We start from the raw sequence: 12199 nt of genomic DNA, 5'->3' as shown, positions 1-12199 counted from the left end.
AACTCCGCGCCGTGACGTGATGCCATGAACATTCTCCTTTGTGGCAAAATACCAAGTCAAAGGAGCGGTACAAATCCGGGACAGGTCCAATCCGGATCATCAAACAAACGGTGCTGGTTACCTCGTTCTCCTCCAAGATCAGCCGCTTGCGCTCATAGGAAATCGCAAGCGGTGCGGTCACGTAACGCTTCTCCTTTCAGCACAGGATCTCCTGGGGCCGGTCCGGTTCCACATTCAGTGCCCGGTGCAGGTTATCCGGACGAGCAGGGACCTTGGAAACTGTGCGTTGTAACGTTCCATGAACTGCGGCAAGCAGGCGTTGGCGGCTTCGATCGTGCCGATCGGCCGCCGGTGTTGGCCCGAAATCCTTGTAGCTCTCCCGCATCAAAGTCATCGCATACTCACGCTTTGCCGGATGGATGGCATCATGTTGGCCGCCGTCGAGACGCGGATATGACCGTCATCGACCTGGGCCAGTACTTCGATCCTGTTCAAGTCACGCTCGCTCATCATCACCCAGCCAATGCCGCTTCTCCCAGCGGTTTTGTCAGAAGGAGAAGTGTGACATTCCTGAATAGGCCACGTAACTTTAGACCGGCTGCTACATGCGTTATGCGCATAATCAATATTATGGAATTTAAATTCGCGTAGTTAGATTGCCTCAGTGGTGACAATTGATCTTCGAAGGATTTGGGCCGAGTTACGTGCTCCGGATCGAGCTTAACTGTTTCTCATCGAACAGGACGAGATGTCGATTTCGGACCGCAGCCGACATCCACCTGCCATTGCGGTCACTTGCTATCCTCCACGCCCTACGCTTCCACCGCGAGCCCATCTAAAATGTTACGGATAAACGCCTCACCAGCCGCCAACTGCGCACATGAGATGAATTCATCGGGTTGATGTGCCTGTTCAATTGCCCCTGGTCCGCAGACCACAGTTGAGTAGCCAGCTTCCTGAAACAAGCCAGCCTCACTGCCAAACGCTGCTTTTTCAATGACATTCGTTTCCGCTGCCCGGGTTGTTAACGCTTCCGCGCGCCCCCCGGCCTCCGGCGCAAGCGAGGCCACACGGGCCCGGACTTCGATTGAAATCGACGCTTCTGGCCGGACGCGCTTGAGGTCGGTTTCCAGATCACGCGCAAATGTCCGATAGGCCGACAACCAGCCATCCATATCCTCGCTGGGTAATGTGCGGATATCGACGGGGAATGTGCATTTCAAGGCCGTGATGTTGCCGGCTGTTCCACCCTTGATGCGGCCAACATGAAGCGTGGTGTAGGGCGGGTCAAAGTCTGCGTGACCACCTTCTGTCTCAGCGCAATGGGCGTTTTCACGCATGCGGTCATCCAGCCAGGCAACAAGGCGCGCGGCGGCCATGACCGCCGAAACACCCTTATGACACCTGGATGAATGGACCTCATAGCCCTGCACCCGCGTGACCAGCGACCATGTGCCCTTGTGGCCGTTGACGACGCTCAGTTCTGTCGGTTCTCCAACGATGACCGCCTCGGCCTTGGGAAACGCCTCCTTGAGATGGGGGATCAAGCGTGCGGCACCTAAACACCCGACCTCTTCGTCATAACTCAAGGCGATTTGGACCGGCCGCGTCAGTCCAGCCTCAATCATTTGCGGGACCAATGCCAGAGCAACGGCGCAGAAGCCTTTCATGTCGCAGGTTCCGCGGCCGTACAAAGCGCCATTTCTCTCGATCAAAGACCATGGATCTGAGGTCCAAGCTTGCCCCTGGACCGGAACCACATCGGTATGCCCGGAAAGAAGCACGCCTCCCGGCCGATCGGGGCCGATGCTGGCAATCAAAGAGGCCTTGCGGCCACAGGAGCTCGGGATCCGGATCGGCTTCACCCCATGTCCAGCAAGATAGTCACCGACGAAGTCGATAAGATCGAGATTGCTGTCGCTGGACACGGTCGGAAAGGAAACAAGCCTCTCAAGCATCTCGACAGGGGTGTATCGAACAGTCATTGGGTTGTGTTCCGTGCTCGTCAGAGAAGTCTGGAGGATCTTGTAGATGGCGTCATTCCGCAGGGGCTGGCGATCCCATCTGCCCGGTCTGCAGGGGTTTCACTCAAAACGATCGGATCAGGCAGCTCTCTCAGCAGTCGCATCCTGGGCCACAGGATTCGTTTTCATCCAGCGCAGCTGACATCACAGCTGGCCCCTGCCCGACCGGAATGCGTCCCTTGGTTTCTCCCGGGTCTCGCGTGACATCCCGGCTGCAATCAAACAGCGGCGCAGCCTCTGGCGCAGGCGGGTCAAGGGCCTTGAGAATGAGAAATGAACCGGCATAGGGCGCACGTTCGAGCACGCCAGCCGTTTTCTCGCACACCGCAATTCGCACACCGCGCGGATAGGTGTGACCGTCATCGTCTTCGACGGATTTCCAAGGGCCAAGATAGACTGCGGCATCCCCCTGATCCAGGCAGATCTCCGCTGTGCCGAGAAAAGCTTCGGCACCGAACAGACGCAGCTCGGCGCCTCCTGAGGTCAAGATGGGCGTTCCCGCCAGTTCGGTCAGGGTCATGCCGTGAAAACCTGCCTGGGCGAGATCTTCAGCTATTTGGATTTCGAGCGGAATCCTTTGCATCTGATAACCCGCGTAGGTCAGCGGGCACTCGCTTCCCGGTTCATCTGCGGCCAGAACGATACACCGAAAAACACCGCCTCTCGTCAGTACCCGTTTGCACTCCGCAAGCGCTGTCCGGAGTTCCGCATCGTCCAAAGTGTTCATGAGGAAGGAGGCTGCGATCCAGCCACATGCCCCGTCCTGGACCCATTTCTGTGCAGCGGAAATACCCGCAGATGCCACGAGAGCCTGCACATCATGCAGATCTTGAAGGCCGCCCAGTGCCTGATCAACGAATTCATCTGTCAATCTCAGATCTGTGGGCTTTCGGCGAGACGATGTGATCGGCGCGCCGGCCAGGCGATCTGTGTCGGGAGTGCGCGCGGACCAGACAACATAGCAAGGCGCCTCAGCCTCCATGATCTCGTCCAGCACCGGGCTGGGCGGATCGATGGAAACACCCTGCCTCGGGTCACCGCGGAATAAAAACCGTGACATCACTTCGGAATAGTCTTCTGCGCTCCACAGCAGCCGATCCCCCGTTTGCGGACTTTCGGCGGCCAGCTTGCGCGACAGCACCAACATGTCTTCAAGCTTGCTCATCCGTTTTCTCCCCCTGCAGCGTCAAGTCAGATGGTCGAGATCAGCATTTCAGGCAGCAGTGCTTGAACTGCCCCTCTTCGACAGGTGTCAAACTGGCAAGGAACAGCTCGTCGACCCGGGGGTCGGGATGCTCCCACTCGTAGTAAAACTCGTTTTCTTTCACCACCAAGGGTGCAACGGTTTCGTTGAAAAGCAGCGGCGAGCCCTTGTAGAGATGCAGCCGCGTTTCATACTGCACCGGGTCGACGGCATCGAGCATGTCGGTTTCTTTCAGGAATTCGTAAAACCGGCCGAAATCCTCCAGCGACACCCACGGATTGAACATAATGAACGTGGGGTTGAGAACGATGCCGGATGTCTGGACAATCCGCACGGCGTCGACAAGGTCGCAAACCGTGACCTCCTTGCGGACCTGACGCAGAACCTCGTCTTTCGGAAACTCAAGAGCGGAGGTGATGACGCGCACCCCAAGCCGGTACAGTTCTTCCATCCGGTCCCGGTTTTCCTGAAGGTGATCAACCCGCGTCGTGAAGTCGAAGGTCAGGAACGGATGCCGTTCATGGAGGCGCGCGAGAGTGTCGAAACTACGCCGCGTTGCATTGAAGAACTCGGCATCAATAAAGGTCAGATGCTCCATGCCTGCTTCAACAAGCCAATCAATATCGGCCATGATCTCATCTTGGTCACCGAGATTGACCTTGCCATCATAGGCGGAAAATACCGAGCAGTAGGTGCATTTATGGTGGCAGCCCCGGGTCAGTTCGAGCCCGCCGACGACCTTCTCCTCACCCAGGAGTTTGGTCAGGTGCGGTTGCGGGTATTTGTGAAGCGGCGGGGCGGACGTGCGGCGCGGCGTGGACATCTTACCACGCAGTTCCTTCAATTCCATCCGGCGCTCTGGACCGTCAGCACCCCGGCTATGAACATTGATTGTCGGCTCACTGGATCCATTCAACCGGTCGAACAGGGAGACGAGTGGCACCTCCCACTCACCCGAGACCACGTGATCCGCATAGCTGCTGCTGAGATAGGGCGCATTCAGCGTCGCATATTGACCATACATGACAATGTCGGCTTTCGACCCGGTATCCTTCAGCTGCCCGCAAAGTTGCACGGCCGACGTCAGGCTGTCGAAAAGCGGGACCGGCAGCACGACCGTGTCATAGGCGGCAATCCGCTCCAGGTCGTAGCCGTCGACATAGCCATCAATGAAATCTGTTTCATGGCCCGCATCGCGCAAGGCGGCGAGACCGCTGAGCGCGTTGAGCGGCTGATAACCGCCTTCAAATGTGGACACCAAAACTGAACTGGACATTCGGGTCTCCTTCTAACTTTGATCAGATCGTGCCGGATTGGCGGCAGGTATCAGAACTCAAATCGACAGGGAGCGATCGCCGGATGTCCGGCAATATTCCTCAGCGCTCAGGAACAGCAACCTGATTGGCCGCCATCGTCCGGCGTGCCGGAAAGTCCGTTGACGGTTTCGAAAGCTGCAACCAACGGGTCAAGGGACAAAAGGGCGGCCGTCGTCGCGTTCACTGGCGTTGGCTGGCCGCGTTGGAACGTCTGTCCACCCTCCAATTCGACACGTTGAAACGGACCTCGATAGAGCACCGCGCGATCAGCCTTTCCGCAAGCCACGGAAGCCGGTTTATGTGCAGTCACTGTTACTGATCGGAACTCGATATCGTCTACGGTCTTGTCCGGGAAAGACATCCGGTTCTCTATGGTCAGCCCGACAAATCCTGCCCTCACAAGAGCACGATAAAAGGCCTGCTCTTCATAGACGCCCGCATAGCAGCCAACCCACAAGTCAGGGTCGTTTCTCAATCTGGCTGGGATAGGCTTGCTCGAGACATTGTCCGACAGGGCAATGCGTCCGCCCGGTTTTAAAATGCGGAAAATTTCTGTCCAGACCCGGTCTTTCTGACCCGTTTCGACGAGATTGATCACACAATTGGAAACGACCAGATCCACGCTTTCGTCCGCAATCAGCGGCTTTTGGACCCGGATATTGCACAGGTCCTTCTCCAGGGCCTCGAAGTCTGCAAAGGATCCAATGGTCCGGCCGGCCAGGGCGACATCGGCGGCTTCGAGATCCAGGGCAAGGTCCTGAATGTGGGCCCGGGCAAATGTCAGATTGGACAGGCCCGTGGCGCGGGTAAACACACCCTGGTTGCGGCGGGCAAGTTCGAGCATATCCGGGTTCATGTCGATCCCGATCACGGCCCCGGTTTTGCCGACCACCTGCGCCAACGCGTAACAGATTTTGCCGCTGCCGCTCCCCAGGTCCAGGACCACGTCGCCCATGCGCGCAAACCGGGTCGGGTTTCCGCATCCGTAGTCGTGATCAATGACCTCCTGCGGCACATTTTCCAACAGCGACCGGTCTATCCCTCCGGCGCGGCATACGGTGACGGCCTCCAGTCCCATAACGGCGGATTTCGCCGTTGCGCGCTGGCTGTATCCAGCTTGAACAGCTTCCTTCACATCCATGATTACGATCCCCCATCCGTCCATTTCGGGTCCGGACCCAGCAATTGGCATTGTTGTTTCGTGCGATCCTCGTCTGAACGGCATGTGACGCCGGCCCGTTTCCGCTTCACGATGCCATCACCCCGTAAGCGGCAAGCAATATTATCAATCCTATAGCGGCCTGCAGGATCGACCCACCTGCGAGTACCAAAGTTGCTCGCCCCTCGGCGCACTCGGCCAAAGCGCTCTTGCGCACCAGCCAGTAGAAGCTGTCATTGGGCAGAATCGCGACAAATGACCCGAGACAGACCGCCAGAACAGCGGCGATGGCGGGCAAGCCGGAGGCGGCCACGATGGGGGCGGCTATCGGTGTGACCGCCGCAAAGGTGGACATGCTGGAGCCCTGGACCACCTTGAAAACGGCCGTCAATGCGAACAGGCTCAAGATGGCCAGCATCCCGTTCTGGCCCTCAAAAAACGACCCGAGCGGAACGACCAGTATCAGGGCCGCACTCATGGCACTGGCCGCTCCGATGATGACAAGAAGTGAGCCGCTCCGGCGCAGTCCAGATTCCAGACAAGCCCGGCGCTCTCCGCGGGCAATCATGGCCAGGGCGACGAAGGCTGCGCAGATCAGGGCGCCCTTCGGATTGACGAGAAAACCGATCACCGTGTACCCGGAAAAGTCGAAGGCCACGCCCAAGATCAACAATCCGCACAAGATGGCGAATGGCACCAGCACGGCCAACGAACCCTTGGCGCGAACGCCACTTCCAGCGGCAACCTCCGGGGGCTCATCAAAAATGCGGGCAAACACGATACCGACCGCAAACACAGGAACAAACAACGCGGCACAAGCGAGCAACATCCACCCGTCGCTGACGCTAAGGCCAGTGGCAACAATCAGTGGTCCGGCAGGAAAGAGAAGCTTGAACCCTGAAAATGACCCGAAGGCGATTTCAAGCCGTCGGCGCTTGCTCATGGGCGTCAGAGCGGCGTAGGCCGTATCCGGACACACCATTCCAGCCGCAGCAAGCGGCGAAAGACCGACGGACAGGAGCGGCGGCCCCTCCACACGCATTCGGTCAATGGCCGCGGCCAAGGTGAAAGACGGGATCAGGATGAGCGCAAATTCTCCGATCGCAGCACCCCAGCCTGAATTGAATCCGGCCACGATTTCCTTGGCCGGAAGCCCCGTTGCGATGAACAGGCACAGGGTGACCAAAATCATCCAGATCGGAAGCGGCAAATCGGGCACGATATGGCGCAGCGAAGCCTCGCCAGGACTTGTTGAGTTTACGGAGCTTTCGTTCGCCATATCCGTCATTTCTCACTACTGAACTGTCCGCCAGTGTCTTGGCCTGGCGAGAATGGTCTTGCCGTTTGACCCTGCCCGGCTGGCCGTAACCGTGGTCGATGGAACCGACCTAAAGACTTTCTTCCGGCATTTTCTCATTCCTGAGGTCTAGCTGCATGTAGACGACATTGATGAAACGGCCGAACTTGAAGCCCAGCCCGGCCGCCATCCCGATATGCCGAAATCCCATCTTGCTGTGGAGACCGATCGAACCTGCATTCTCGCTGTCACCGATGACGGCCATAACGCTGGCATAGCGTCGGCTCTGTCTTGCGTCTTCGAGCAAGGTTTCGAGAAGACGTGTGCCGATGCCGCTTCCGACCCAATCGGGAGACACGTAAACTGTGTCCTCAGCGGTGAACCGGTATGCAGACCGTTCCTTGTGCGGGCCGAGATAGGCGTAGCCCACGATCCGGTCGTCCTGCTCTGCGATCAGGCAGGCGTAATTTCGATCACGAAGAGCCTGAAGCCGCCGCGCCATCTCGTTCGCATCAGGTGCGACCTCTTCAAAGGTTGCCGTGCCATGCAGAACATAGTGGCTATAGATGTCTGAAATCCCGGCCGCATCGTCTGGTTCTGCCAGACGAATATGCGGCTCAATCAGTTGCCGGCCCTGTCGCACGGTCGAAACGGTCATTTTTGTTGCCCTCTCTGCCGTCGGCCTTGCTTTGTCGCCCAACCTGCCGCGCCTCTTCAAAGTCTTTCTGTCAACGCGTACCAACCGGTGAAGGCTTGGTTTTTTGCGCTCATCCAGCAGTGCCCTTCCACCTTCTGCGCCGGCCTCACCGGGTCACAACGGACAAAATCCCTGGTTGTCTTCAATCCGGATCAGACGGGCTCACCGCCGAACTCGGCAGGCGAAATTCACATACAGGCATGAGGTGTTCTGCCTGTTTCTGCAATGATAAGATGTTGAATATTTCAGAAAACCCTGATTATCCTCCGTATCATTATGAGAAAAACTCATACTCTATGGACGAACACGTCGCTTCGCGCATTGCGTGCATTCGAAGCTGCGGCGCGATATGGTAGCTTCACCGCCGCGGCTGAACATCTGAATGTTACGCAAGGGGCTGTGAGCCGGCAGATCAAGGATCTTGAGGCGCTTGTCGGCTACCCGCTTTTTGTCCGGCATGGGCCTCGATTGATCTTGACCGGACGCGGCAAGAATTTCGCCGAAAGCCTTGTGCGGGTATTCGCCGACCTGCAACAGGCCTTCATTGAGACCCAGGGGCGCGAGATTGCCACGACCATCACATTGTCCATGCTTCCAAGCGTGGCTGCGCGCTGGCTTGCGGCCCGGCTGGAGGATTTTGACAGTGCCTTTCCGGAAATCGACCTGAAGATTTCGGCCTCTCGCCACCTGATCGACTTCCGGGTTGAACAGATTGACGGTGCAATCCGGTTCGGTTGCGGAAACTGGCACGATGTGAGCGCTGAATTCATTGGTGCAGAAACCATTTGTCCAATCTGCACGCCCGGCTTCGCCGCGCGGCAGAGACTTAAAGAACCGGCTGATCTGCTGGATGTCCGGTTGTTTCACGGCGATATGTCGGAGGGCTGGCGTGACTGGTTCGGCCATGCAGGCGTTAAAGCGCCGCAAGGCTTGCGAGGCCCTCGCCTCGGCGATGATGCAGCAACGCTCCAGGCGGTGCTGAATGGTCAGGGGGTTGCTCTCGGTCGTACATTACTTGTCGCCGATGACTTGGCCGCTGGCCGTCTTGTTCAGCCTTTTCCCCTGCGACTGCCGATCGAGTTTGGCTACTGGTTCGTGACGCCAAGGCAGGAGCCGGCTCCTCCGGATTTTGACAGCGTTCGAAAATGGCTGATCGACCGGCTGCGGGCCAGTTTGGACACCGGCCAGCCCGGCTGATGAACGCGTGCTGAAACCGGCATGCGAGACCGCCGCCAAATGATCCAGTATTAAATCCCTTATTGGTTGTTTATGAATTCTATGCTCTCATTAATAGAATTTCCTGAATAGCAGGATCCAGGGGGCAATGAGATGTCATGTTCGAAACGAATTGGGATCGGGCGGCGGACCTTTCTCAAGGGCGGCGCGGTTACCGCCGCGATGGCGGGCACAAGTGAGCCGGCGATGGCGCAGTCCGGACTGGCCCAAATCCGCTATCCGGCCAGCCGGCTGGCCAATGTCTCCGATCTGGAAACCGATACACCACTTGCGATTACCTACCCGGATGTGGACAGTCCTGGTGTTCTTCTGAAGTTAGGCCAGCCTGTTGAGGGAGGTGTCGGATCAGACCAGGATATCGTCGCCTTTTCAACGCTTTGTCCCCATATGGGGTGGCCACTGGTCTTCCAGGCAGAAGACCGCACCCTGACCTGTCCCGGGCATTTTTCCCGATTTGACTGCGAAGCGGGCGGCCTCCAGATCTGGGGTCATGCGACCCAGAACCTGGCCCAGTTCAGGCTGCGGGTTGACGATCAGGGAGATATCTTCGCCGAAAGCGTCGACGAACAGATCTTTGGGCGTTTGTCCAACACTTTGTGGTCCGGAAGCTGAGCAGCAACGACGGAGGCCGCCATGGCGTTCAAGAGACATGTCGACCGCTTGCCGGTCATTCCCGCCGATGCCAACCAGCACAATGTGACGTGTCACTATTGTATCGTTGGATGTGGCTACAAGGCCTATACATGGCCACTTTCTAAACAGGGAGGGCCGGCGCCAGACGAGAACGTGTTTGGTCTGGATCTGCATGAGCAGCAGGCAATCGAGACAGAGGCCTGGTATGCGCCCAGCATGCACAATGTGGTGCGTCAGGATGGTAAGAATGTGCATCTCGTCATCAAGCCCGACAAGGATTGCGCGGTCAATTCCGGTCTCGGATCGGTGCGCGGTGCGCGCATGGCCGAGAACCGGCGCTCCGATATCACGGGAACGCAACAGCAACGGCTGACGGATCCCTTGATCTGGCGTCATGGGACATGGCAGCCAACCAGCTGGGACGATGCGCTGGACCTAGCGGCACGCGTGACAGCACGTGTGATCGACGCAGAAAATGAGGACGACTTGGTCGTTTCCATGTTCGACCATGGTGGCTCTGCAGGTGGATATGAAAACACCTGGGGCACGGGCAAGCTTTATTTTGACGCCATGAAGGTGCGCAACTGCCGCATTCACAACCGGCCGGCCTATAATTCGGAAGTTCATGCCACCCGCGACATGGGCGTGGGCGAGCTGAACAATTGTTACGAAGATTATCAATTAACGGACACGATCTTCATGGCCGGGGCCAACGCGCTGGAGACCCAGACCAACCTTTTTCTCAACCACATGGTACCAGCACTTCGCGGCGACACGCTCGACCTGAAACGGCGCGAACTGCCCGGAGAAGCGCATGCCCCAGCCCGGTTCGTACTGGTTGATCCGCGGCGGACGGTTACCTTGAATGCCTGCGAACAGATCGCGGGTGCCGAAAATGTGCTGCATCTCCAGATCCAATCCGGAACAGATCTTGCCCTTTTCAACACCCTTTTCACCTATATCGCCGATCAGGGTTGGGTTGACAGCGCCTTCATCGAGCAGACGACATATTCCGGCGCGATCGCGCAAGCCGAGGACGCCCGCTACCCGGCCGCCTTGGTCAGCTACGAAGCTGCCCGCCAGGCCTGCCGGATATCGCTCTCAGAAGGGGCAAACATTTGCGGCATTGCGGAGGACGCTCTGGTCCTGGCGGCCCGTTGGATTGCCGAACCGAAACCCGACGGCAGCCGGCTCCGGACCGTCTTCCCCTATGAAAAAGGTATCATCTGGGGTAACGACAATTACCGGACCATTGGCGCTCTGGTCAATATTGGGCTCGCGACGGGCAATATCGGACGGCCAGGAGGAGGCGTTGTCCGCCTTGGCGGACATCAGGAAGGTTATGTCCGCCCGTCAGCGGCCCATGCCGGACGTCCCTCAGCCTATGTGGACAATCTCCTCATCGAAGGTGGGGGTAAGGTCCACCACGTGTGGGCGAACGACCATTTCAAGACAACGCTCAACGCTGCAAAATTCAAGCAGATCTACAATCGGCGGACCGCACTTGTGCGCGATGCGATCGACCGGGCAGCAGGCGCCAGCCGGTCCGAGCTTGTGGACGCGATTGTCGACGCGATCGGTCAGGGTGGTCTGTTTACAGTCTGCGTTGACATTATCCCTAGCCAGATCGGGCAGCAGGGGCATGTCCTGCTGCCAGCTGCAGAATCCGGAGAGATGAACCTCACGTCCATGAATGGCGAGCGCCGGTTGCGTCTGACCGAAAAATACATGGACCCTCCGGGGTCCGCCCTTCCAGATTGTCTGATTGCTGCCCGGCTTGCAAACCGGCTGGAGGCAGTTCTTCGTGAAGACGGCCGCCACAGCTATGCGGCGCTGTTTCAGGGCTTTGACTGGACGCGGGAAGAGGATGCCTTCATGGATGGGTACCACACCCATGTCAGCGCCGATGTGACCTATGACCGCTTGCGTGCGATGGGCAATAACGGCGTGCAGGAGCCGGTGACCGGTTACGCAGATGGCCGTTTGACGGGCACGAAGCGCCTCTATGCGGACGGCATTTTTTCGACCGGCGACGGCAAGGCGCGTTTTTGTGCCGCCGGGTGGCGTGGTCTCCAGGCACCGGGCAAACAACAGCAGAAAGAGCGCTATGCCTTTCTCATCAACAATGGCCGCTCCAACCTCCACTGGCAAAACTGGTTCCTGGATCAGGAAAACGACTTTGTGAAAGACCGATTTCCCTTCCCCTTCGTTGAAATGAACCCGGATGACATGGCGGGTCTTGGCGTCGAAGCCGGAGATCTCGTCGAGATCCACAATGATGTTGGTGCGGTGCTTGCCATGACGGTTCCCACGCCAACGGCACGCATTTCGGAAGTGTTCATGGTGTTCGGAGCACCGGGCGGATCTCAAGGCAATCTGGTCGGCCCCGGGGTCAATGAGCTCGTATTGCCGAACTACAAACAGGTCTGGGCCGACATCCGTAAGGCGTCTGATGCCCCCCAAGCGGTCGGACATCTGTCCTTCAAGTCCAAGGAGGCAAAGCTGGGCTAGGACCAGCAGAGCGGTAAAATCCCGATTGGGATGTTAGCCTTTGAGGCCAAATCGGCCTGTTTGCCGCTGCCTGCTAAGAACCCGATTCAATCGTTTCTGGGAATGTACATTAGGTTGCGAGC

11 protein-coding genes are annotated in these 12199 nt (G+C 58.0%); 3 read left to right on the top strand and 8 right to left on the bottom strand.

Annotated features, from left to right (window positions below; all coding sequences use genetic code 11):
* The 8 genes from ACXAIC_RS22950 to ACXAIC_RS22915 all read right to left on the bottom strand — a co-directional run.
* A partial coding sequence (locus tag ACXAIC_RS22950) for a hypothetical protein (protein WP_475186225.1) occupies positions 1 to 181 on the bottom strand: 181 nt, incomplete at its 3' end.
* Positions 182 to 196: 15 nt separating this feature from the next.
* The gene (locus ACXAIC_RS22945) at positions 197 to 394 is read right to left on the bottom strand and encodes a hypothetical protein (protein ID WP_475186223.1); all 198 of its coding nucleotides are present in this window, start codon (positions 392 to 394) and stop codon (positions 197 to 199) included.
* 418 nt (positions 395 to 812) lie between these two features.
* Positions 813 to 1985, bottom strand: coding sequence for an acetylornithine deacetylase (gene argE, locus ACXAIC_RS22940; RefSeq protein WP_475186221.1), 1173 nt, complete (start codon positions 1983 to 1985; stop codon positions 813 to 815).
* 130 nt (positions 1986 to 2115) lie between these two features.
* Positions 2116 to 3189 (bottom strand): hypothetical protein, encoded by a 1074-nt coding sequence (locus ACXAIC_RS22935; RefSeq protein ID WP_475186219.1) that lies wholly within the window; start codon positions 3187 to 3189, stop codon positions 2116 to 2118.
* A gap of 40 nt (positions 3190 to 3229) precedes the next feature.
* The gene (gene arsL / locus ACXAIC_RS22930) at positions 3230 to 4504 is read right to left on the bottom strand and encodes an arsinothricin biosynthesis radical SAM protein ArsL (RefSeq protein WP_475186216.1); all 1275 of its coding nucleotides are present in this window, start codon (positions 4502 to 4504) and stop codon (positions 3230 to 3232) included.
* Between the two features lie 107 nt (positions 4505 to 4611).
* Complete coding sequence (locus ACXAIC_RS22925) at positions 4612 to 5709, bottom strand: methyltransferase domain-containing protein (protein WP_475186215.1); 1098 nt, start codon at positions 5707 to 5709, stop codon at positions 4612 to 4614.
* A gap of 82 nt (positions 5710 to 5791) precedes the next feature.
* Positions 5792 to 6982: a GntT/GntP/DsdX family permease gene (locus ACXAIC_RS22920; protein WP_475186212.1), complete on the bottom strand. Its 1191-nt coding sequence runs from the start codon at positions 6980 to 6982 to the stop codon at positions 5792 to 5794.
* A gap of 109 nt (positions 6983 to 7091) precedes the next feature.
* Positions 7092 to 7658 carry an N-acetyltransferase family protein gene (locus ACXAIC_RS22915; RefSeq protein WP_475186210.1) on the bottom strand — a complete coding sequence of 189 codons (567 nt, stop codon included), beginning with the start codon at positions 7656 to 7658 and terminating at the stop codon, positions 7092 to 7094.
* Positions 7659 to 7973: 315 nt separating this feature from the next.
* On the opposite strand from ACXAIC_RS22915, the gene gcvA reads away from it, so the two are divergent.
* The 3 genes from gcvA (at position 7974) to ACXAIC_RS22900 (ending at position 12077) form a co-directional block, all read left to right on the top strand.
* Positions 7974 to 8894 carry a transcriptional regulator GcvA gene (gene gcvA / locus ACXAIC_RS22910; protein ID WP_475186208.1) on the top strand — a complete coding sequence of 307 codons (921 nt, stop codon included), beginning with the start codon at positions 7974 to 7976 and terminating at the stop codon, positions 8892 to 8894.
* Between the two features lie 132 nt (positions 8895 to 9026).
* On the top strand, positions 9027 to 9545 hold the full coding sequence (locus ACXAIC_RS22905; protein ID WP_475186206.1) for an arsenate reductase (azurin) small subunit: 519 nt from the start codon (positions 9027 to 9029) through the stop codon (positions 9543 to 9545).
* A 21-nt stretch (positions 9546 to 9566) separates the two neighbouring features.
* Complete coding sequence (locus tag ACXAIC_RS22900) at positions 9567 to 12077, top strand: arsenate reductase (azurin) large subunit (RefSeq protein WP_475186202.1); 2511 nt, start codon at positions 9567 to 9569, stop codon at positions 12075 to 12077.
* Positions 12078 to 12199: the final 122 nt, after the last annotated feature.

The sequence above is a fragment of the Roseibium sp. AWQ4_254 genome, from assembly GCF_056161025.1.
Note: the sequence above shows the minus strand (reverse complement) of the source record. Positions and strands in the feature narration are given on the sequence as shown.